Genomic DNA, 23259 nt, shown 5'->3' on the forward strand with positions numbered 1-23259 from the left:
CTATGACGAGTCTTTTAACTTTTGCGTTACGAATAGTCTAAAACGTCATAACGCTGGCAACAGAAGGAAATTGCATGACTAAGCACATGCCCGATATCGCATGCCAACCTCACTCTATTCCACAACCCAAACTTAATTGGGTTGGCATGAGTGGTATTGAACTGCCTATACTGATTAACAGCGCGCATTCGCCAATTCGCCTGTCCTCCACCACTCAAGCCTATGTCAATTTGGTAGATCCTACAAGCAAAGGCATTCATATGTCTCGCTTGTATCTGCTACTCGACCAAATGGCTACCGAGCAAACCTTAACCCCTGCTCGTGTAAAAACCATTTTAGAAAAGTTTGTGTCTTCTCACGAAACCTTAAGTGATCAAGCCTTTGTCGAATTCCGTTTTGACTATTATGAGCGCCGTTCATCGTTATTAAGTAGCAATGCCGGCTGGAAACACTATCCTGCTACTTTACGCGGCGAACTGAACAATGGTCGATTTCACTGCGAAATTAGTTTAGAAGTGCCCTACTCGTCAACCTGTCCGTGTTCAGCTGCGCTGTCACGCCAATTGATCCAACAAGCCTTTGAAACGCAGTTTAAAGCGCAAGCATCACTTGACTACGAACAGGTATTCAACTGGTTAGGCACGCCGGAAGGCATTTGTGCCACCCCGCACAGCCAACGTTCTTATGCGCAGGTGAAGCTAGCCATTACCGATCATGATGACTTAGATTTTTCGCGCTGGATTAGCTTGATTGAAAACAGCCTGCAAACGCCTGTTCAAGCGGCAGTTAAACGTGAAGATGAACAAGAATTTGCTCGACTAAACGCCAGCAATCTCATGTTTTGTGAAGATGCCGCGCGTCGCTTACAAACCACGCTTAATGCTGAACCTCATTTAACCGATTTTTGGGTAAGAGTGAATCATTTAGAAAGCTTGCATCCACACGATGCTGTCGCCATTGTGACCAAGGGTATTGAAGGCGGATACATTGCTGAGCCTAACTTGATGGGCTTGTTTCACCGTTAAGCCCTGTGCAGCCAGTCAATAAATCCTAGGGTTGTTTACTGGCTGCTTTTTTATCATTATGTTCGCTTTGACTATGCCCACACTGACTATCATCATGGATACTATCTGTTTTGTTTTCGTCTTTGTTCTCGTCACAGGACTTTCCTAAATGCAACGGCCCTAGCTTACAACCACATTCCGGCACCGGATCAACACCACCTGGATTGGCCGGATGACACCGACTAATGCGCCGAATCGCTAACCAACTGCCATAAATCACACCATGCGTTTTAAGCGCTTCAATTGTATAGTGCGAACATGTGGGATAAAAGCGACATCGCGGCCCCAGCAATGGACTAATAAAAAGCTGATAAAACTTCACTAGGCCAACCGCTAACCACATGAACGGATTATATTTTTTAAACAAGATCCACGTCTTTGTTAACGTTTGATTTCGCAACTGCCTGCCCTTTTAGAGTGAATTTTTGGCATAATGACACTAATCTTTTGAACACGCAAATATTTTGGAGCCCATGCCAACATGATAACTCGTATTGCATTTTTAGGTGCTGGCAATATGGCAAAAAGCCTTATTGGTGGCCTGATTGCCAGCGGCCACCCGACTGACGCATTAGCCGCTAGCGATATGCACGCAGACCAGTTGACAGAACTGAGTCAACAACATGGTATCAACATTTGTACCAACAACCTCGACCTTCTCGACTATGACCTGTTGGTGCTTGCAGTCAAACCTCAACAACTCCAAGCTGTTTGTCATGAATTAGCACCACTGTTGATGCATCGCGAACGCCTACCATTGTTTGTTTCAATTGCCGCTGGCATTACGACCGATACACTATCGCGCTGGTTAGGCTTAGACTGTGCAATTGTACGTACCATGCCCAACACGCCCGCGCTCATTCAAACCGGTGCAACTGGATTATTTGCCAATGCCAATGTAACCGCTGCCCAACACGAACAAGCCGAGCAAGTATTGCGTACAGCTGGCATCACACTATGGGTTAAAGATGAAGCTATGCTGGATGCTGTGACCGCCTTATCAGGCAGTGGCCCGGCTTATTTCTTTTTATTTATGGAAGCTATGGTATCGGCCGGCAAAAATTTAGGCTTGCCCGCTGAAACGGCACAATTACTGACGCTGCAAACCGCTTTGGGCGCCGCAAAAATGGCGCTTGAAAGTGATGTTGACCTGGCCGAGCTGCGCGCGCGCGTGACCTCACCGAATGGCACTACTGAACAAGCGATTAAATCTTTCCAGCAAGCACAACTTGACCACACGGTAGCACAAGCTATGCAAGCCGCCTATCAACGTGCGCAAAAACTCGCAGATGAACTGGGAGAACAAGCATGAGCCCTACAACACAAGCAGGTCTATTTCTATTACAGTTTAGTGTTGGCATCATTGTTTTCGCACTGGTGCTGCGCTTTATCATGCGCGCTACCTTCACCGACTGGCGTAATCCAATCGTACAATTTATTGGCAAGGTAACCACGCCCATTTGCGCACCCTTCAACTGGACTAACAAACTCGGGCCACGCTGGGATTTAGCCGCGCTGATTGTTGCAGTTATTTTACAAGCCGCCCTTGCCGTCATGATTGGCTGGATAACAGGTCGCAGTTTTAGTGCCGGTTTTATTAGCCTTTTTGCACTGAGTGAAGTACTCAACTTTTTATTTGATTTGGCCTTTTGGCTTATTATTATCCAAGTCATCTTGAGCTGGTTAGCACGTAGTAACAGCAACCCAAATCTTGACATCTTTCGCCAAATGACCGAACCCATGCTCGCGCCAATACGTCGCTTTATGCCCGACTTGGGTGGCTTTGATCTATCACCGATTGTGGCCATTGCCGTGATAAAATTAAGTCAAATTTTAATTGTGGGCAGCATCGCCCAATTTGCCAATACTCTGGCATAACTTTTGAGCACCCTAAGATGACGGATAAATTGTATGTCACGCCAAGCACACTACATGTATCGGCACCATTAAAACTGGTTAGTGGCGCCGAACTGCCGCAATATGACTTGGTTTATGAAACCTATGGTGAACTTAATGAAGATGCATCTAATGCTGTGCTTATTTGTCACGCACTAAGCGGTGATCATCATGTCAGCGGCTTTTATGAAGAGGATAACAAGCCAGGCTGGTGGGATCACTACATAGGGCCTGGCAAACCGGTTGATACCAATGAGTTTTTTGTCGTCTGCTCCAATAACCTAGGGAGTTGTCGCGGCTCTAGCGGCCCAACCAGTCTAAACCCGCTCTCTGGTAAAGTATATGGACCAGACTTCCCTATCGTTACCTGTCGAGATTGGGTTAATAGTCAAAACACCCTTCGCCAGCATCTAGGCATAGATCAATGGGCTGCCATTATTGGTGGTTCAATGGGTGGGATGCAAGTCATGCAATGGGCGATTGATTATCCAGATAAATTACGCCATGCCTTGGTCATTGCCGCGGCACCCAAGTTAAGCGCACAAAATATTGCCTTTAACGAAGTGGCACGCCGCGCGATTATGACCGACCCTGACTTTCACGATGGGCGTTTTATTGAAGCGAATACCACACCGAAAGGCGGTTTAGCTCTGGCAAGAATGCTAGGGCATCTCACCTATTTGTCTGATGATATGATGGGCGCAAAATTTGGTCGCGAGCTGCGTAGTGAACGTCTTAAATATAGCTTTGATGTCGAGTTTCAAGTAGAAAGTTATTTACGTTATCAGGGCGAAAAGTTTGCCACCAAGCAAAACTTCGATGCTAATACCTATTTACTGATGACTAAAGCATTAGATTATTTTGATCCGGCCGCAGAATTCGACAACGACTTGAGCGCTGCGTTTGCAAAAACTCAGGCGGCTTTTTTAGTTGTCTCATTTACCTCAGATTGGCGTTTTTCCCCTGCTCGCTCACGCGAAATAGTCCGAGCTCTACTTGATAATGACCGAAGCGTGAGTTATGCAGAAATTGAGTCCGAGCATGGTCATGACGCCTTTTTACTTCCAAACGCCCATTATGAAGGTATTTTTCGTGCCTACATGAATCGTATTAAAAAGGATGGGTAACATGAACCGCATCACACCAGAGTTTAGCCTCATTACTGACTGGATTACACCCGAAAGCCATGTGCTTGACCTGGGCTGCGGGGATGGCACCCTTTTAAACCACCTTAAGCAAACACGCAATATCCGTGGCTATGGAATGGAAATTGATCCGCATAAAAATGTGCTCGCTCTACAAAACGGCGTCAATGTTATTCAAAGCAATCTTGACTCTGAAGACTTAATCCACTACTTTGATCCCAGTAGCTTTGATTTTGTTATCATGACGCAAGCCTTACAGGTGGTTCGGCGCCCAGACCTATTGTTAAAGCATATGTTAACGATTGGCAAACAAATTATTATCACCTTTCCAAATTTTGGTCACTGGAAAATGCGTGCTCAATTATTATTGAAAGGGAGAATGCCTGAAACGGATACCTTACCCTATCGCTGGTATGACACGCCGAACATTCACCTTTGTACCTTTAATGATTTTGAAGACCTATGTGAAGAGAATAATATTGAGATTGTTGCCAAGGCCGTCGTTAATAACCAGCACAAAAGTAATCTAGGTACTCGCATGCTTCCAAATCTACTCGGTGAAGTGGCACTTTATAAAATACAACGAAAAAACTGATCCTATTATGACAAGAGCTTCCCGCAACGTACGCAGGTTTTTTAGAATTAATATGCCGCTTAGGGTATACGTGACGCCCAAATCGCCGATAACTGACCGCGACATCCTAGCAACAGGTGCCAACTACATCCCAACCAGTGTTCAGACCCATATCCATCAACAAAAAACCCGAGTCAATATCTCACTTAACCAGCTGAGTGAAAACTCAGACCTCGTTAAAAAAATATTCGCTGAAATTCAAGAACACCTCGACTTTTTTGAACACTGCCTAGTCGAACTCACAAAGGGCTACAATGCTAAAAAAGATCCCAATACCATTTTTAAACTCAACGCCTACTTTGAAGGCATGACGTTAATAAAAACCATTAAAGAATCTGCACCTAAAACCTACACTTACATCAAACTCATAGAAACAAAATACCTATATTTCTTGCAACGATTAGATGAGGTGATGAGTCAATCATCTTCGGATACTTTTTACTCACCTGAACCATTACCAATGGGCTTCAAAATTGATGAACTATGTGAAAAAATCAACGCCCCAAAGTTCGAAAACATTCCGTTAATGCAAGCTATTTTGCATACCAGTGTGCTGCTCAACATTTATACAGACATATTTCGCCAACTGCACGAGGATCATATACAACGCCAACACCCTGAAGACTGGCGCTTTGACACAGTTAATGTCAGTGCGAGTGGCGTGGCACTTAATCTCAAAAAAGGGTTGAGGGTTGGCGAAGCTTTAGATGTGCTAATCTACTTTAAAGATGAAGACAAACTATTAAACTTTGATGGCACAGTAGTAAGCATTCAAAGCCAAACCGAAACCTTTTATGAGCGCGTTGCGATCAACTTGGAGTTTTTTAATGGCATTAACCATACCTTCTTACTCGCGCAAATTCAAAAATACGAGCTCCAAGAGTGCTTTAACTAATTTAGTATAGGAGCAGCTAACCATGCCAGGCACAAGCCATCAAATTGAACTTCAATTTCTAAATAATTTAAGCTTTGCTGCTAGTGATGCTGCACAAGATCTACTCACACACGAAACCTTAAAAGTCTTGCTCAAATTTCTAGTTGACGGGCCAAACGAATTTTATAAAAAAAACCATCCTAAGCTGACCGATCTAGAATGGAATAAAACCTTTAGAGCGGTCATTCTGGCCAAATTATCTTACTTTGAAATCAATAGATATTTTACTGATCAAGAAATAGATAAATGGTTTGAAATCGCACAAACTGCTTTCGAAATGCCTTGGGAAAGTCCCGTTCAAATGTATAAACGTGTGGAACATCAATACCCATACTTCGCAAAAGTGGCTAAAACCGCTTTACTCATCAAACAACAACGACAAAAAAAGGCGCAAGCCGCAACATAAAATACGGCTTTCAATCGTCACAACCGCCCCTTATAATAAGTATTTATGCTTATCATAAGGGGCAATTAAAATATGGGCATCAAAGAATGGCATCCATTTGACCAACCAAGAGAAAAGCTGATCGCATTTGGTGCCGCCAGCTTAACCGATGCAGAACTATTAGCAATTTTTCTGCGCGTTGGCGTGAAGGGAAAAAGTGCCGTTACTTTAGCACAAGATCTATTAGACGAGTTTGGCGACTTACATAGCCTACTCAACGCCGAACAAAGCTATTTTTGCCAAGCTAAAGGGCTAGGTATTGCAAAATACGCGCAATTACGTGCTGTACTTGAAATGTCGCGGCGGCATTTTGAAAGTGGCCTAAAAAAAGGTAACACGATGAATGCGCCAGAACTCAGCGCGCAATACTTTATGCAACAAATTGGCCATAGCCAACGCGAACAATTTGGGCTGATGCTGCTTGATCAGCAACATCAAATGATTACGTTCGATATCGTATTTTTGGGGACGGTTAACCAAGCCAGCGTACACCCCCGCGAGTTAGTGAAATTGGCGTTAAAGCACAATGCTGCGGCCGCTATTATTACCCACAACCATCCATCAGGCAAACCCCATCCAAGCCAAGCAGATCGCAGTATAACGGCTACTATTAAAGAGGCGTTTGCTTTAGTTGAAGTCAGATTACTCGACCACATTATCCTTGGTGATCATGGCCGCTGGCACTCGATGGCGCAAGCAGGTGAGATATAAACAAATAACACTTGCAATCCGAAAGCTATTTATGGATAATGCGTCATTCTTGTTTTTAGGTAATTTATTACCGTAATGTAGAATTTTTGAAAGCGTAATATTGCGCCTTCTAATTTAGTGTTAAATCTTAAAAGATTAGGGGATTGAGAGATGTCTAAAGTTTGCCAAGTCACAGGAAAACGCCCTGCGGTCGGTAATAACGTTTCCCACTCTCACCGTAAAACACGTCGTCGTTTTTTACCAAATTTACAAGCACACCGTTTTTGGGTTGAGTCTGAAAACCGTTTTGTAAAACTACGCTTAACGCCAGCCGCTATGCGTACTATCGATAAGAACGGCATCGAGTCAGTGCTTGCAGAAATGCGTGCACGTGGTGAGAAGGTTTAATAGGAGACGGTTATGCGCGATAAAATTAAACTAGTTTCTTCAGCGGGTACAGGTTATTTTTACACCACTGATAAAAACAAACGCACCATGGCGGGCAAGTTTGAAATCAAAAAATACGACCCAGTGGCTCGTAAGCACGTCATGTTTAAAGAAGCGAAAATTAAGTAATTTATTTATTTGGTTTTTCGTGCTAAAACCGGCTTCAAGCCGGTTTTTTTATGGCTGGAATTATGCTTTAATCACCCTAAACTAGATGATTAAAAGGCTTGCCATGCTGCCGATATTTACGCCACACCAAAACCAAGCCATCGACCAGCTCGCCCAAAAACAACTCGGTGATGATGGTTGGGAGCTGATGAATCGTGCCGCCAAGCAGGCCTGGCAATTAGCCGCAAAGCTATGGCCACAAGCAAGTCACTATTACATTTTGGTGGGCTCTGGGAACAATGGAGGTGATGGCTATTTGTTTGCGCAATATGCCAAACAGGCTGGTAAACAAGCTACGGTCTGTCAAATCAGCGTCCCCAAGGCAACTTTAACTCAACGTGCGGCCAAGCAAATCAGCGAACATGACATCACAGTAGCAGGCTTTTCAGCCCAAACACTTCTAGAATCAGACATTATAGTTGATGCCCTATTTGGCATTGGCCTGAACCGACCACTCAGTGAGCCCTGGAACCTTATTACCCAAGCCGTTAATCTCGCGGAAAAACCGGTCTTGGCGTTAGATTGTCCGTCAGGATTGGATTGTGCAACAGGCCTGGCACACCCTGACACGATTAACGCCAGCCATACCGCCGCCTTTATTTGCCATAAACTAGGTTATTATCAGCTCGATGGGCGTGATAAGTGCGGGCAAATTCATCATTGCGATCTTCAACTTGATCCCGACCTTTTGCATGCTTTCCAACCTGAAGCCATAGCACCGTCTATCAATGAGCTCTCACTTCCTACACGCCTCCATAACAGCCATAAAGGTAGCTATGGCACCGCCCTTTTAATCGGCGGCGACTATGGCATGATGGGCGCTGTCGCCTTAGCAAGCCAGGCCTGCTTACGCGCAGGGGCCGGATTAGTTAAAGTCATCAGTCGTACAGAACATCAATTGCCACTTACGCAAATGCAGCCCGAACTCATGGTCAGCAATGACAGCACCCTCGCCGAACATTTAGCACAAGCAACAACGATTGCCATTGGCCCGGGACTCGGCCAAAGCGATTGGGCATGGCGTATATTTGAGCAAACCTGCCAAACCAATAAACCCTTAATTCTTGATGCGGATGCGCTCAATTGCCTCGCACACCGACCCTTTCACTATCATCGCTGGGTTTTAACGCCCCATCCGAAAGAGGCCGCACGATTGCTTAAACAATCAGTCGCCCAAGTCCAGCAAGACCGGATTGCCGCCGCTAAAGCCCTGCATAAACGCTATGGTGGCGTGATTGTATTAAAAGGCACGGGGACACTTATTTATGATGGCCAAGACATGATCGTCTGCCGCTATGGCAATAGCGGCATGGCCAAAGGTGGTATGGGCGATGTGTTAACCGGACTCATAGCAGGCCTAGTCGCCCAAGGCATAGCGCTCAGCCTTGCTGCACAAATGGCCGTTATTCATCATGCCTATACGGCTGATAAACTTAAACAAGTACACGGAACAGCACATTACCTACCTAGTGATCTATTAATGAATTGGCGCCTGTAGTATCAATCTAGTCGAGCTTGGCTATCCACTAATTCATCAATAAAGCGCAATTTACTCATCACAATTGGACTCACTATAAATGGATAAGGGTCTGCCAAGCCCATACTTCGGTTTAATGCATTCATCACTTTAACCACTTTTAGCCATTCATCCATCCAACGGTCAAAGTCATGCCGGCCCTGCACATATTCACTTAAGCCATACACCCGAGCCGTTTCCAATGTATCGGTTATATGTAAATAATGCGCCCAGGTTTCCGCCCAATCCTCTAGAGGATGCGAACTAGCATAAGCACTGATAAAACTCACCTGCCAATTACGTTGCGCACCAAATTGATAGTAACTTTGTAAGGCTTGACCATAATCAAATCGCTCATCACCAAACACCCTTCTAAACTGAACTAAGCTTTCAGGTTTCAGTAGATATTCCCAATAATAGTGGCCGACTTCATGACGAAAATGCCCCAACAAACTGCGATAAGGCTCATTCATCCGCTCTTTCATAGTGTGCAGGAAACCTTCGTCGGCTTCTGCCGCATTCAAGGTGATTAGGCCATGACTATGCCCAGTCAACACAAACTCAAGATCAACCGCTGGATTACTGCGTTGATCTTCTAAAAAATTGAACCGCAATCCTTGAGGCCGCTCTGGCACGCCACGAACATCCAACCCTAGACTAATTAACGTATCAAATAAGCGGCGCTTTGCTTTTTCTAAAAGACGCCAACGCTCACCATTTTTAGCATAACTTTGGTCTGGAATAATATGGGTGGTACGACACGAAATACATTGGTGATGCGGATCATCCAACGCCAACAGCCAATTACAATGCACCGGCTCTTGGTGATTATCACAGACTTTAAAGCGCTTTTCAGAGCCGTTAGGTAATTCAGCAATGAATTCCTTGCCATCGCGCCGACCACAGTACATGTGGCGTTGTGCTGGATCAAATCCCAACTCTCTACCACAAGCAATACAATGCGTATCGGCAAAATAGACCTCCTGACCACAATTACAATAAAATCGTTGCATAGCCGTCCTTTGCTAACCTATTGCTTAACGCTCTTTGTCATTTTATGCCGCCGCTAATTTATGCACAAACCAAGCCTGGTAAATCGCATTATTAAGCGACATTAAGTGTTTTTGCAACTGATCAAGGTAACCATGTAATTCCTCCGATCCGGCTTCAAAATTACGCCAATCCTGCAAGTAAACCCTTAACGAAGCCACCTGCTGCTTCACTACGCCATCGCCCGGTAATTGCTGTATGACCTGCTCAATGGTTTGTAAACACTGGGTCACGGAGCGCGGAAATTTGCGATCATTCAACAAAAAACGCACCACGTCTTCACCATTAATTTGGGTTTGCACATGCTGACGATACATCAAATAACCACTGACTGAACGCAATACATTGGCCCAGAGTACATTTTCATAAGCCTGCACCTGCTCAAGATGTTTTTGCTGACCTAAAAAGAAGCCACCCTCATCCAGTAAGCGCGACGTCATATCGGCGCGCTCTAGATTGCGCCCTAACATCAAAAATGAAAAAGTTTCATTCTGACTCAAGGTACCGGAAAACATCCCGGTCATCGCCTGACAGGCACGAATCACCTCTTCCATTAAATCATTGCGTTTGGCTCGCGAACTCAAATCACTTTCGCGTGATGCCAGCATCAAGTGCAGTCCATTAATCATGTTCCAGGTTTCTTTTGGCAAGATATCACGCGTGGTGCGAATATTTTCGCGCGCAAACCGCAGTGAAGACACCAATGACGAAGGATTGCGCGTATCACTGATTAACATCGCCATGACATTTTTTTCAGTTTTCGCATCATAAAGATCATCAAACAAGGCTTCGGCACTAACCAATTCAATCAAACGATACCAACTAATATCAATTTTTTTGGGCAAGTCGTACATTAAATTAGAATGCACCAAAATCATCCGTGCACTGTTTTCAACACGCTCAATATAGCGCGCAACCCAATATACCCGCTCTGCAACTCTAGATAACATCATCCACCTCCAAATCTACAATCCAGGTATCTTTACTGCCGCCACCCTGTGACGAATTCACCACCAACGAGCCTTCAACCAACGCAACACGGGTTAAGCCGCCCGGCGTAACGTAGGTGTCTGCGCCTTGCAATATAAACGGCCTCAAATCAACATGGCGCTGAGCAATACCCTTCGGCGTTAGGGTGGGCACCACTGACAACTGCAAAGTAGGTTGGGCAATGTAGTTGCGTGGATTCTGTTTAATCAACTCACGAAACGCATCACATTGTTCAGCGCTGGCGTGCGGCCCAACCAACATGCCGTAACCACCCGATTCATTGGCCGGCTTCACCACTAACTGCTCAATATTCGCCAACACATAGGCTTGATCATCGTCGTTGCGACACAGGTAAGTGGGCACATTCGGCACTAAAGGTTGCTCATTCAAATAAAACTCAATCATCGCTGGCACATACGCATAGACCACCTTATCATCTGCGACACCACAGCCTGGTGCATTAGCAATGCCCACCTTGCCGGCACGCCAAGCACGCATTAAGCCCGGCACACCTAGGGTCGAGTCCGGCCGAAATACCTCAGGGTCTAAGAACTCATCATCAATGCGACGATAAATCACATCAACACGCTTTAAACCTTCGATATTACGCATATAGACATAGTCATCATCACCGACGACCAGGTCGCTACCCTCCACCAACTCAGCCCCCATTTCATGGGCTAAGAAGGCGTGTTCATAATAGGCCGAATTGAAAATCCCCGGTGTTAACACCACCACCTCAGCCAGTACTGAGTCATTAGGATTAAGCGAATTGAGCATCGACAATAATTTATTGGGATAATCCCCGACAGGCGCAATCATGCTATGTTCAAACAACTCAGGGAGCACCTGCTTCATAACCGCGCGGTTTTCTAACATATAGGATACGCCCGATGGCACGCGCAGATTGTCTTCCAACACATAAAATTGACCCTGTGCATCGCGCACCAAATCACTGCCACAAATATTAGACCAGGCGCCATGTTTTGGACGCATCCCGACACACTCAGGGCGAAAATTGCGCGAACTTAGCACAATATCAGCCGGCACCACACCAGCCTTGAAGATCTTTTGTTCGTTGTAGACATCATCAATAAAACAATTCAGTGCGCGTAAGCGTTGTTGCAGGCCTGCTGCCACCGATTGCCATTCACTGGCTTCAATGACGCGCGGCCAAATATCAAAAGGCCAAGCCCGATCGATATTGCCTTCATCACTATAAACCGTGAAGGACACGCCCATTTTGGCAATCGTTGCATCTGCCAAGGCCTGCAAGCCCTGCAACTGGTCCGAATTTAAGGCACGAAAATTATTGACCAAGTCCTGCGAACCGGCACGTGGCTCAGTATCGGATAGCATAGACTCATCATAAAAGGCGGGGTTATATGCCGACAGCATCATTACATCCTCATGTTTATTATATTTACTAGATTAAAGCACATAAAAAACCAAAATTTTAATTAATATTAGAAAACATATAATTAGGCATAAAAAACTAAAAAATAAAACGTTTTGTAAGAAAATCTTGAAACAAACCGCACCAAGTTAGAACAAAAAACAGCACAAACAAAACGACATAAAAATGCCCCGCTAAATCTCCTATAATAAAGTTCTTTTTAGCAGACGCTTGGGACGGCACGATGACCATTAAACTCGGGATCATAATGGATCCAATCGAACAGATAAAACCTTATAAAGACAGCTCATTTGCGATGCTTTTGGCCGCCCAAGCTCGCGGCTATGTTTTATATTATATGAATCCGAGCGATGTGTTCTTAGCACAAGGTCAACCCATGGCACGGATGCAAAGGCTGCGTGTCTGGGAGCAGGCTGATGATCCAAACTATTTTGAACTTCATGACCGCCAAGATCGCCCGCTTAATGAATTAGATATTGTGCTGATTCGCCAAGACCCCCCGTTTGATCAAGACTATCTCTATTGCACGCAAATTTTAGAACTCGCCGAACAACAAGGCGTGCTGGTGGTCAACAAACCCCAAAGCCTGCGCGACGCCAATGAAAAACTCTTTGCCACTTGGTTTAGCGATTGCATGACCGACACCCTGGTGACCGCGCAAGCTGATCTGCTCAAAACCTTTGTGGCGCAGCATCAAGACACCATTTTTAAACCACTTGATGCCATGGGTGGCGCGTCTATTTTTCGAGTAAAACAAGGCGACCCGAATCTCAATGTGATTATCGAAACCTTGACCAACCATGGCCAACACCTGATCATGGCGCAACGATTCTTACCGGAGATTGCGCAAGGCGACAAGCGTATTCTGATTATTGATGGTGAACCCGTGCCTTTTGCGCTGGCTCGCATTCCTCTTGCTGGCGAAAATCGCGGCAATTTGGCGGCCGGTGGACGGGGGGTCGGTCAACCGCTCACGGAGCGCGACCAGGCTCTTTGCGCCCGGATTGCACCCACTTTACGCGCCAAAGGATTATGGTTTGTTGGCCTCGATGTGATTGGCGACTACATTACCGAAATTAATGTCACCAGCCCGACCTGCATCCGTGAGCTGGATGCGCAATTTGGCCTCAAAATTGCCGACCAGTTAATGCAACGCTTAGAACAGGCGCTGCAAGAGCAAGCCATTCAACAACCAGCGCGCCATTAACCACATGCAGCCAAGCACGCGATTAACCACCTCTCGAACTCCACGCGTAATCTTAGGCCTAGTGTTAGCAGGCCTGCTGCTACTCGGTGGCTGCCAACCGACCCCGCCGCCGGTTGTGCAAACCTTCTATGTGTTTGGCACTGAAGTGACTGTGCATATTTATGACACCCCCGCACCGCAAGCCCAGCGTGCAATTCATGCTATCGAACAACATTTTTTAGCCATGCACCAGGCCTGGCATGCTTGGGAACCCCATGGCTGGGTGTATCAAATTAATCAAGCCATTGCGCAAGATCAGGCCATTGAAATCCCTGCCGATATCCAAGACTTCATCCAACAAACTCAGCAATTAAGCGCCCGCACTCACCATCTTTTTGACCCCGGCATTGGTAGCCTGATTGCACTATGGGGATTTCATCAGCGCGACTGGCAAGGCCCACCGCCCGAGCTTCACCTGCGCCAGGCCTGGTTAGACCAGCGCCCTTCCATTGCCGACCTCGCATTTGAGCAAGGCCAGCTCACTAGCCGCAACACAGAGGTGCGCTTGGATTTTGGCGGCAATCTCAAAGGTTTAGCGGTGCAGCAGGCCTGGTCAATTTTACAAGACCATCAAATACCTCACGCCCTGCTTAATCTAGGCGGCGACCTAGGCAGTTTTTCGGTTGATACACGTGATAAAAAACCCGATACAAACTGGACCATCAAACTACGCGACCCGCAACAACCAGAGCGCGCAATCGCCGAAGTGAGCCTACCCGCCAATATGGCCCTGTTCACCTCCGGTACCTATCAACGATACTTCGATTGGCAAGGGCAGCGCTTCAGCCACCTGCTTAACCCCAACACCGCCGCACCGGCTGATAGCTTTGCCTCTGTTAGCGTTTGGCACACAGATCCGGTGGTTGCTGACACCCTTGCAACGGCTCTACTCATTGCCGGCCCTAAAGATTGGCAAGCCTTAGTCGCTGAATTTGAGCTGAGTCACTATCTATTCATCGACCAGCAAAATCAGCTGATTGTCAGCCCTGCTCTTTCGCCCTGGTTAGTCAAGACGAACCCATAAGCCAGCGAATGCTATTAAATAAATCTGTTAAAATAATGGGCATTTCATGACCTAAACACCGACAGACTGACTCACAGAATGACACGAGGCCTACGTTGCAGCCCAAGATAGAAACATTACACAGTTATCAACACCAAATTTTAATTGCCAACCCCAGCTTGGATAACAGCTGGTTTGAAAAAACGGTGATTTATATTGCCGAAGACAGCGACCAACAAACCACCGGCCTAGTGCTTAACAAACCGCATAAATTCAAGGTTAACGACTTACTAGACTACTTTAATTTTACCCCTGTTGGCCAAGAGGATACCCGAGCAGAATTAGCAGAATATGTTCGTTTGGGCGGCCCCGTAGACAAAGAACACGGCTTTATTTTGCACCGCAACAATAACAACTGGCCCAATAGCATTGCATTAGAGGGCGGCTTAATCTTGAGCACATCAGAAGCGTTTTTAAAAGCCATCGCTTCTGGTGAAGCAGAAGCCCCTCATTTAGTATTTTTAGGCGTCGCTAGCTGGCATCCCGGCCAGTTAACTGAAGAAATCCAACGCAATTCCTGGCTTACTTGTCCCTATGATCCGGCTATCGTGTTTGATGTACCCATTGATCAGCACTGGAATCATGCCCTCGCCTCACTCGGCATTGACCCGGTTTTTTTAAGCAGTGAGGCCGGCCATGCTTAATCTACATGCCCTAGCACAAGGCCGCACTAAAGCCGATTTATCGGGGAGTTTGCTCGGCTTTGATTACGGGCTGGCACGCATTGGCGTGGCGATAGGTCAAACCATTAGCGACACGGCCACTCCTTTATGTGTACTAAAAAATCGCGATGGCCAAGTAAATTGGGATGACATCAGCGCGTTAATTACTGAATGGCAACCGGTGGGGCTGGTGGTGGGATTACCGCTACGTTTAAATGGTGAAGAACAGCCCTTTACCCAAAATGCCCGCAAATTTGCCCAACGCCTCGGTGGTCGCTACAACCTACCGGTGTTTTTAATCGAAGAGCAACTGAGTTCTATTGAAGCCGAACAGCGCCTGCGCGCCCAGTCCGCTGGCAAAAAAGCCAGCACCCGCCACGATTCATTGCTTGACGCACACGCCGCCCAAATTTTACTGACCAATTGGCTGGAGACCGCATGATCATGCCCAACCTTGATTTAGATTCCTTACTAGACCAACTTGCTGATGCTATCCGTCAAGCGCCCTTTTTTAGCGCCGACAGCAAAATGATTGGGCTGCGCACCGGCGGCGAATATATCGCGCTGGCCTTAGCCGAACGTCTGCAACTTAATGAAGCGATTGGCGTATTAGACAGCAGCTTTTATCGTGATGACTTTGCCACCAGCGGACTTAGCGCCCAAGTGCAACCGTCTAATATTCCATGGGATGTGCAAGATCAAACCATTATTTTGGTGGATGACGTGGTGCACACCGGACGCACCATTCGTGCCGCAATGAACGAAATTTTTGACTATGGTCGCCCAGCACGAATTATTTTAGCCTGCCTGATTGATCGCCAAGGTGGACGCGAACTGCCTATCCAGCCCGATTTTTATGCCTATGCCACTGCAGATGCGCTCCGCTTTAAATTACAAGGCCCTCGCCCCTTGAGCCTGCGCATTGAACCTTTGGAGGACACCCTATGAGCCCACGCCTAAATGCCCCCAACATTCAACTTAACGAGCTAGGCAAACTGAAACACTTTCTAACGCTGGAGGGTTTAAAACAAACTCACCTGTTAGAAATCCTCGATTTGGCGGAGTCCTTCATCAATCCGCAAACCAATGAAATCAAAAAAGTCCCCCTGCTGCGCGGCAAAACCATTATGAACTTGTTTTTTGAGCCGAGCACCCGCACCCGCACCACCTTTGAAATTGCCGAAAAACGCCTGTCGGCTGATGTAATGAACCTCAATATCAGCGCCTCGGCGACCAAAAAAGGCGAATCGCTACTCGATACCCTGTGGAACCTAGAAGCCATGCAAGCGGATATGTTTGTGGTACGTCATGCCGAAAGTGGTGCCGCGCACTTTTTTGCTGAGCACGTCGCCCCGCACGTGCATGTGCTGAATGCCGGGGATGGTCAACATGCGCACCCAACTCAAGCCATGCTGGACATGTTTACGATCCGCAAACTTAAAGGCGATGTGTTTGATTTAAACGTGGCGATTGTGGGCGATATTTTGCATTCACGTGTTGCGCGCTCCCAAATTCAAGCACTCAGCCTGTTAGAAGCGCGTGAAATTCGCGTTATTGGGCCAAAAACCTTAATCCCATCCTATCCTGAAAGCTTAGGCGTACAGGTCTACCATGATATGAAGCAAGGGTTAGATGGCGTCGATGTGGTCATCATGCTGCGTTTACAAAATGAACGGATGCAAAGTGCGCTACTGCCCAGCGCTGAAGAATACTTTAAAACCTATGGATTAACTGAAGAACGTCTGAATTATGCCAAAGCCGATGCCATTGTCATGCATCCCGGCCCGATTAATCGCGGTGTTGAAATTGACTCAGCGGTGGCTGATGGCCCACAATCGGTGATCTTACAGCAGGTCACCTATGGCATTGCCGTGCGCATGGCCGTCATGGCAACTATTATGAGTAATGCCGCCCAACTACAACAAGCCGATGCCCAAGCCAGCACGGAGACTCACTCATGAAAATGATTATTCAACAGGGCCGAGTGATTGATCCTTCACAACAGCTCGATCAAGTAACCAATATCTATATTAGTCAAGGGCATATTGCTGCAGTTGGCGATCAAGCGCCTGCAGGCTTCGAAACTAACCAAGACCTAGATGTCTTAGATGCGCAAGGCTTGTGGGTACTGCCTGGCCTGGTAGATTTGCAAGCCCGCTTAGGCGAACCCGGCAAACACCTCGCCGGCAGCATTGCCAGTGAAACCAAAGCGGCCGTGGCCGGCGGCATTACCACCTTGTGCTGCCCACCCGACACCCAGCCGGTCACCGACACCCAAGCCGTCACCGAACTCATTCAACGTCGGGCGCGCCAAGCCGCCACGGCGTTTGTTTTGCCACTGGGTGCGCTAACCAAAGGGCTTACTGGCGAACAACTCAGTAATATGAACGCCCTCAAAGCCGGTGGCTGCGTAGCGCTAAGCCAAGCCAATCAACCGATTCAAAACCCCTTGGTACTCAAAAACGCCCTCGACTATGCAGCCTCACAAGATTTACTGGTGATGCTGCGCTGCGAAAATCAGCAACTCAAAAATCACGGCGTTGCCCATTCCGGTACGGTCAGTACCCGCCTTGGCTTGAATCCGATTCCGCGTTCAGCGGAAACCATTGCGCTGGCGCGTGATTTAATTTTGGTTGCTGAAAGTGGCGTCCGCGCTCATTTTTCGCAACTTTCTTGCGCCGAATCTGTGCAGATGATTGCCCAAGCAAAAGCACAAGGCTTACCGGTCACCTGTGATGTAGCCGCCCATCAGCTACACCTCACTGAAATGGACTTGCTGGAGTTTAACAGTCTATTTCATGTTAGCCCGCCGTTGCGCAGCCAGGACGACCAACGTGCGTTGGTTGCAGGCTTAGCTGATGGCACAATTGATGCCATTGTCAGCGACCATACCCCGCTAAACAAAGACCATAAGCTACTACCATTTGGTGAAAGCACACCCGGTATTAGTAGTTTAGAAACACTTCTACCCTTAACACTTAAATTAGTTGCAAGTGGCCAGTTAACCTTGGAACGTGCCATCAGTGCCTTAACTTGGCAGCCCGCCAATATTATTAATGTGATGGCCGGAAGGCTGGGGAGTGGCTACAGTGCAGATCTCTGTTTGGTCGATCCAGAAACCTTCTGGGCATTTGAACCTGCACAACTGATTTCAGCGGGTAAAAACTCACCTTTTGCCGGTTGGCGTTTTGAATCAGCGGTGGTCACCACGCTGTTTCAGGGTCGCACGGTTTATCAAAACCGTGCCGTGTAAGCGACATAAGTCTTGATGAATAGCCTGATCACCCTATTAAGCTGCAACGCCCAACCCAACCAGGCCTGGTTGTGGCAAACAGAACAAGCGCATGAGATTGAATTTGGTAGGGTTGGCCATTTCACCGAGCACATCACCGCTAAAGCCTGGCACAACCAAGCTACCGCAGATGGTCGGGTTAGAACCCAATGGCTCAGTGACCAGGCCTGGTTAGACACATGGCAGACCGGAGACCTGTTGCATGTCACGCTGCGGCAAGACTTCATTCGCCCCGATGGCGTAAAGGTCTGGCCACAACAAGCACAAATTTGGTTAGCAGATCGCAGCAGCCTCGCTTGGGTCTTAGCCGCCGCAAAAGAACGCCATCAAGCAATGCAAGCAGGCCTAGTAGTGGCACCGATGATTGCGCTACTCAAACATGATCCCCTACTACCGGTGCAACTGAAACCGGCGCGATTTATATTAGAGTTAACCGAGTCGGCATTGGGTGCCGTGCCATTATTGGAGGATTGGGGCGTAGTCAATCGCGTAGCACACCCAGATGGGCTGCCAGGTTGTTATGAAGGGACGCTGGCAGACCTACTGGCAGACTTTGTTCATCACTTACCTAAGCAGATGCCCGAAAATCAGCAGGCCTGGTACTTATTAGGACAACTCGATAAAGCTGATCAGCAGACCTGCTTAAATCAGGTCAATCATCTGCAACTGCGCCCTTATTTAGCGCTTAAATAAAAAGCCCGAACAATTCGGGCTAATCAATGAAGCAACCATCCTTGCAACGAACAACTAAAACTCCGTCCACTCATCAGCATCCGTGGTTTTAGTGTCAGACGGCTTAGCAGACCCTGGCAATGATGCTGGTTTTACAAGTTTGTCTGCCATTATAGGCTTGCTCTGTTCAAGTTGCTTAACGGGACGGTGAAGATCTCGGCCAGTATTAAAGAAGGCCATATTGCGACTCAATTCTTGAGCTTGCTCACTCATGCTTTCCGCTGCTGCTGATGTTTCTTCTACGAGTGCCGCATTTTGCTGCGTAACCTGATCAATGTCGGCTACCGCCTGATGCACTTGATTGACGCCATCGGCCTGCTCTCTTGATGCTTCACCAATATGCTCAATCATCGATGTTACATTTTCGATGGCATTGTTAATTTCGGCCAGCATGTCACCAGATGAGGATGCCAATTTGCTACCCTCATCAATCCGAACCACGCTTTCATCAATCAATGCTTTAATATCCTTAGCCGCTTCGGCAGATTTTTGTGCCAAGGCACGCACCTCACCCGCAACAACGGCAAAACCACGACCATGATCACCTGCCCGTGCCGCTTCAACCGCTGCATTCAAGGCCAATAGATTTGTTTGGAAAGCAATACCATCAATCAAACTGACAATTTCAGAAATCTTGTGACTCGATTCCTGAATAGCGTTCATCGCTGCAATGGTTTGCTGCATCACCTGCGAACCGTCATTGGCTTTAAGCTGTACATCCTGTGCGACACGCGTTGCCTCAAGGGCATTCTGCGTATTGTTTTGAACCGCCGAATTCATCTCTTCCATAGTGGCAGAGGTTTCTTCCAACGCCGCCGCCTGCTCTTGTACACGCTGGCTCAAATCCTGTGAACCTTTAGACACTTCGTTTGCCGCACCATTAACCACATCTGCACTATTAAGGGCACCGGCAATAATGCCCGCAAGATTGTCCGCATTCGCATTAATAGCCGTTTTGAGTTGATCTAACTGGCCTTGGCAGTCGGTGGTGACCGCTTGGGTGAGATCGCCTTGGCTTTGCGCATCCATAACACGGGTGATATCGCCAATAACATCCTCAAGCACCGTAACCGTTGCATTTATTGAATCTTTTAGCTTATTCATATCGCCAGCCGCTGCAATTTTCACCCGCTCGGAGAATTGGCCTTCTGATACATTAGACATGACGCTGTTAATTTCACTAATCACGCGATTCATGGCGGCCATGGACGTTGAGGCAGAGTCAATCATCGCCTTATATTCACCCTGCGCTTGGGTGTCGATATTGACACTAAACTGACCGTCGCGTAGGTAGCCCATCGTCTTTTTCAACTGCGCCATGACATCGGTAATATTGTCGGCACTGGTATTAATGCCGTCTTTGAGTTTATTAAGGTCACCCACCAGCTCACGGGTGACACGCTGATCAAAGCGCCCTTCTGACAATGCTTTAACGACCTCATTCGCTTCACTAATGGCATCTTGCATATTCGACAACAGGAAATTGACCGCTTTACCCATCTCACCGATTTCATCTTGGCGTTTGTCATCGGCACGTATGCTGAAATTGCCGGTTTGGCTAATTTGCGCCAGACTGCCTTGAATCGCTGATAAACCGCGGGCAATCAAACGTGGGATATAAACGGCGACCGCAATCGATAAAACCACCACCAACAAACTGATAATAATCATCATGCGCACAATGTCTTCATTGAGCGCCTGCACCATCGGACCGACTTGGTTTTGTTCTGCTTGGATACGTGATACCACTTCTTGCAAGCGACCTTCAACATCGCTACCGATTCGATCCATTTCGCTGATATTTGAATTGGTTAGATCTATAACACGTTGCAAATCACGCATTTGCTGAACATAAACATCAATCAATTGTTCGGTATCGCGCATTTGAGCAATTAGATCAAGGTTTTGCATATTTTCGCGCAGAGTTGCAAGACGCTGTTCAGAACGTTCAAACTCTTGATAGGCGATCTCCATGATGTCCGGCGTGCCCTCGCGAATAAAGCGCTGTCCAGCAATACGCGCTACAAGCAAGTTACGATTTAGCAAACCTAAATCCCGAACCACCTCAGGAGTTTCAGCGCTACGCAAAATGTCAGTAATGTTTTGTTCGATTTGCGGCCCGGTTTCAAAGGTAAGGGCATGTACCAATGTATCGCGTTCCGCTATGAGTAATTGAATGCGATCAAAATTGGTGCGGTATTCGCGCAATGCAACCATGATTTCTTGAGCTTGACGCTCACGCTCAGAGCCTGTCAAGCGTTCGGTTAAACGCTCTGTTTCATTAACGAGCTCGTTGTAACGCGCATTAAAACCCTCCGCATTTTCAGGGCTAGAGCTCCTTAAATAACGCATCAAGTTCATGCGCGTCGCAAACATGCTAGAATCAACATCAGTCGCAACCACCGCATTAATGGCTAAGGTTCGATAATCAGCAAAACCACCGGCCGATTCCTGTACCTTGACGATACTATATACCGCCAATCCAATCACCATCAAGGTAATTACAATAAAACTTCCCAAGAGTTTAGCTCTGATTGACTTAAACATATTCATTCACCTTATGAACAAGAATACTTATTACTAATAATTTTAATACGTAGAGGGCTGGATAGGGAAACCAGCTTGAAATCAGGTTGTCTAGTACAGATCTAACAGCAATCTATCCAATTAGAAAAACAATCAACATCATTAAAGCATAAAAACATGAAAGAAAGCTTTTTAAATAATAAAAAACCCAGCACAGGGCTGGGTTTTTTTGATCAACTAACCTGTAACGGCATAGTGATTAGTCGAGTTTACGTAACTCACGCTCTGCGGCCGCGCGGGGTAATGGCACATAACCATCATTATTCACAATGGTTTGCCCTTCTTTAGACAACACCATTCTCATAAACTCTCTAACCGCTGGTTCCATAGGCTGTGAAGGTGGATTGTTCACATAAACGTACAACAGGCGCGCTAATGGAAAATCACCCGTTGCGGCATTTTCTGCATTCGCTTCAAAAAATTGCTCACCGGCTTCACGTGCTAAAGGTACTGAGCGAACACTTGAAGTTAGATAGCCGACTCCTGAGTAACCAATGCCGTTAACTGATGCTGACACACCTTGCACAACCGATGCTGAACCAGGTTGCTCGTTAACTGAGTTTTTAAAATCGCCACGACAAAGGGCTACATTACGGAAATAACCATAGGTACCCGATACTGAGTTACGCCCGTATAATTGGACGGGGCGATTCGCCCACTCACCCGTTAAACCCACATCACCCCAGGTGGTGGCATCCTCACGTGCGCCACACGCTCGGGTCGATGAAAATAATGAATCCACCTGAGACAGGGTAAGTCCCTCAATAGGGTTATCCTTGTGCACAAATACCGCTAAAGTATCAATTGCCACACCGATTTCAGTCGGGGCGTAACCATAACGCGCCTCGAAAGCCGCAATTTCACCTGAACGCATGGCACGACTCATAGGACCAAATTGAGCTGCACCTTCAGTTAAAGCCGTCGGAGCAGTGGATGAGCCAGCACCTTGAATCTGCACATTCACATTCGGATACATACGATTAAATTCTTCTGACCATAAAGTCATCAAGTTGTTCAAGGTATCTGAACCAATTGAGCTCAAAGAGCCAGAGATACCTGAAGTCCGCTCATAACTTGGCAAAGTAGGATCCACACCCGCTAAAACTGGCTGTATTGTTAAAGCGGCCGCAGCAAAACCCATGGTGGCTAATAATTTACGACGTAGCATAGTTAAGCTCCTTAAGAGAATTAAATAAATTTAAACTTCAGGATTAGTATGCGGGAGCTAAATAACAGTTAAATGAAGAAGATTTGACAGTTTTATGACAAGCACTAAACAGGT

25 protein-coding genes are annotated in these 23259 nt (G+C 46.9%); 19 read left to right on the forward strand and 6 right to left on the reverse strand.

Annotated features, from left to right (window positions below; translation table 11 throughout):
• Nucleotides 1-74: 74 nt before the first annotated feature.
• Nucleotides 75-1025: a GTP cyclohydrolase FolE2 gene (gene folE2, locus BM293_RS04385; protein WP_093447088.1), complete on the forward strand. Its 951-nt coding sequence runs from the start codon at nt 75-77 to the stop codon at nt 1023-1025.
• Between the two features lie 25 nt (nt 1026-1050).
• Here the strand turns inward: folE2 and yidD are convergent, their stop codons facing one another.
• Entirely contained in the window at nt 1051-1407 is a 357-nt protein-coding gene (gene yidD / locus BM293_RS10445; RefSeq protein ID WP_093447090.1) for a membrane protein insertion efficiency factor YidD, read from the reverse strand.
• A gap of 138 nt (nt 1408-1545) precedes the next feature.
• Here yidD and proC point away from each other — a divergent pair, with 138 nt between their 5' ends.
• From proC to BM293_RS04440, 10 genes are all read left to right on the forward strand, one after another.
• Nucleotides 1546-2376, forward strand: a complete 831-nt coding sequence (gene proC, locus BM293_RS04395; RefSeq protein WP_093447091.1) for a pyrroline-5-carboxylate reductase — start codon at nt 1546-1548, stop codon at nt 2374-2376.
• Nucleotides 2373-2942: a YggT family protein gene (locus BM293_RS04400; protein ID WP_093447093.1), complete on the forward strand. Its 570-nt coding sequence runs from the start codon at nt 2373-2375 to the stop codon at nt 2940-2942. The genes proC and BM293_RS04400 overlap by 4 nt, the downstream gene beginning before the upstream one ends.
• A gap of 17 nt (nt 2943-2959) precedes the next feature.
• Complete coding sequence (locus BM293_RS04405; RefSeq protein ID WP_093447094.1) at nt 2960-4087, forward strand: homoserine O-succinyltransferase MetX; 1128 nt, start codon at nt 2960-2962, stop codon at nt 4085-4087.
• Between the two features lies 1 nt (nt 4088).
• Entirely contained in the window at nt 4089-4700 is a 612-nt protein-coding gene (metW, locus tag BM293_RS04410) for a methionine biosynthesis protein MetW (RefSeq protein ID WP_093447096.1), read from the forward strand.
• Between the two features lie 70 nt (nt 4701-4770).
• Nucleotides 4771-5634: a PilZ domain-containing protein gene (locus BM293_RS04415; RefSeq protein WP_159428456.1), complete on the forward strand. Its 864-nt coding sequence runs from the start codon at nt 4771-4773 to the stop codon at nt 5632-5634.
• A gap of 22 nt (nt 5635-5656) precedes the next feature.
• Nucleotides 5657-6079, forward strand: a complete 423-nt coding sequence (locus BM293_RS04420; protein ID WP_093447100.1) for a hypothetical protein — start codon at nt 5657-5659, stop codon at nt 6077-6079.
• Between the two features lie 72 nt (nt 6080-6151).
• Nucleotides 6152-6829, forward strand: a complete 678-nt coding sequence (radC, locus tag BM293_RS04425; RefSeq protein WP_093447102.1) for a RadC family protein — start codon at nt 6152-6154, stop codon at nt 6827-6829.
• A gap of 150 nt (nt 6830-6979) precedes the next feature.
• Nucleotides 6980-7216 carry a 50S ribosomal protein L28 gene (gene rpmB / locus BM293_RS04430; protein ID WP_093447104.1) on the forward strand — a complete coding sequence of 79 codons (237 nt, stop codon included), beginning with the start codon at nt 6980-6982 and terminating at the stop codon, nt 7214-7216.
• Nucleotides 7217-7228: 12 nt separating this feature from the next.
• Complete coding sequence (gene rpmG / locus BM293_RS04435; protein ID WP_093447106.1) at nt 7229-7384, forward strand: 50S ribosomal protein L33; 156 nt, start codon at nt 7229-7231, stop codon at nt 7382-7384.
• 85 nt (nt 7385-7469) lie between these two features.
• Entirely contained in the window at nt 7470-8921 is a 1452-nt protein-coding gene (locus tag BM293_RS04440; RefSeq protein WP_234968896.1) for an NAD(P)H-hydrate dehydratase, read from the forward strand.
• Nucleotides 8922-8923: 2 nt separating this feature from the next.
• Here the strand turns inward: BM293_RS04440 and BM293_RS04445 are convergent, their stop codons facing one another.
• Genes BM293_RS04445 through BM293_RS04455 form a run of 3 tightly spaced genes read right to left on the reverse strand, consistent with a single transcriptional unit; the run spans nt 8924 to nt 12380 of the window.
• On the reverse strand, nt 8924-9952 hold the full coding sequence (locus BM293_RS04445) for a zinc-binding metallopeptidase family protein (protein WP_093447110.1): 1029 nt from the start codon (nt 9950-9952) through the stop codon (nt 8924-8926).
• Between the two features lie 42 nt (nt 9953-9994).
• On the reverse strand, nt 9995-10942 hold the full coding sequence (locus BM293_RS04450; protein ID WP_234968897.1) for an alpha-E domain-containing protein: 948 nt from the start codon (nt 10940-10942) through the stop codon (nt 9995-9997).
• Nucleotides 10929-12380: a circularly permuted type 2 ATP-grasp protein gene (locus BM293_RS04455; RefSeq protein ID WP_093447114.1), complete on the reverse strand. Its 1452-nt coding sequence runs from the start codon at nt 12378-12380 to the stop codon at nt 10929-10931. Before BM293_RS04455 ends, BM293_RS04450 begins: the two co-directional genes overlap by 14 nt.
• 239 nt (nt 12381-12619) lie before the next feature.
• Between BM293_RS04455 and gshB the strand changes: the two genes are divergently transcribed.
• The 8 genes from gshB to BM293_RS04495 all read left to right on the forward strand — a co-directional run bounded on the left by gshB (nt 12620) and on the right by BM293_RS04495 (nt 19352).
• The gene (gene gshB / locus BM293_RS04460) at nt 12620-13603 is read left to right on the forward strand and encodes a glutathione synthase (protein WP_093447116.1); all 984 of its coding nucleotides are present in this window, start codon (nt 12620-12622) and stop codon (nt 13601-13603) included.
• Nucleotides 13604-13607: 4 nt separating this feature from the next.
• A complete protein-coding gene (locus BM293_RS04465) occupies nt 13608-14666 on the forward strand; it encodes an FAD:protein FMN transferase (RefSeq protein WP_093447118.1) in 1059 nt (352 codons plus the stop codon).
• Between the two features lie 95 nt (nt 14667-14761).
• Nucleotides 14762-15349, forward strand: coding sequence for a YqgE/AlgH family protein (locus tag BM293_RS04470; RefSeq protein WP_093447119.1), 588 nt, complete (start codon nt 14762-14764; stop codon nt 15347-15349).
• A complete protein-coding gene (gene ruvX / locus BM293_RS04475; RefSeq protein ID WP_093447121.1) occupies nt 15342-15809 on the forward strand; it encodes a Holliday junction resolvase RuvX in 468 nt (155 codons plus the stop codon). Before BM293_RS04470 ends, ruvX begins: the two co-directional genes overlap by 8 nt.
• Nucleotides 15806-16315 carry a bifunctional pyr operon transcriptional regulator/uracil phosphoribosyltransferase PyrR gene (gene pyrR / locus BM293_RS04480; RefSeq protein ID WP_093447122.1) on the forward strand — a complete coding sequence of 170 codons (510 nt, stop codon included), beginning with the start codon at nt 15806-15808 and terminating at the stop codon, nt 16313-16315. Before ruvX ends, pyrR begins: the two co-directional genes overlap by 4 nt.
• Entirely contained in the window at nt 16312-17328 is a 1017-nt protein-coding gene (locus BM293_RS04485) for an aspartate carbamoyltransferase catalytic subunit (protein ID WP_093447124.1), read from the forward strand. Before pyrR ends, BM293_RS04485 begins: the two co-directional genes overlap by 4 nt.
• The gene (locus tag BM293_RS04490) at nt 17325-18620 is read left to right on the forward strand and encodes a dihydroorotase (protein ID WP_093447125.1); all 1296 of its coding nucleotides are present in this window, start codon (nt 17325-17327) and stop codon (nt 18618-18620) included. The genes BM293_RS04485 and BM293_RS04490 overlap by 4 nt, the downstream gene beginning before the upstream one ends.
• Before the next feature lie 15 nt (nt 18621-18635).
• Nucleotides 18636-19352, forward strand: coding sequence for a hypothetical protein (locus BM293_RS04495; protein ID WP_093447127.1), 717 nt, complete (start codon nt 18636-18638; stop codon nt 19350-19352).
• A 54-nt stretch (nt 19353-19406) separates the two neighbouring features.
• On the opposite strand, the gene BM293_RS04500 is transcribed toward BM293_RS04495, so the two are convergent.
• Nucleotides 19407-21938, reverse strand: a complete 2532-nt coding sequence (locus tag BM293_RS04500) for a methyl-accepting chemotaxis protein (RefSeq protein ID WP_159428457.1) — start codon at nt 21936-21938, stop codon at nt 19407-19409.
• Between the two features lie 238 nt (nt 21939-22176).
• Nucleotides 22177-23145: a PstS family phosphate ABC transporter substrate-binding protein gene (locus BM293_RS04505; RefSeq protein WP_093447130.1), complete on the reverse strand. Its 969-nt coding sequence runs from the start codon at nt 23143-23145 to the stop codon at nt 22177-22179.
• Nucleotides 23146-23259: the final 114 nt, after the last annotated feature.

This window comes from Thiomicrospira sp. ALE5 (assembly GCF_900112445.1).
GTDB lineage: Bacteria > Pseudomonadota > Gammaproteobacteria > Thiomicrospirales > Thiomicrospiraceae > Thiomicrospira.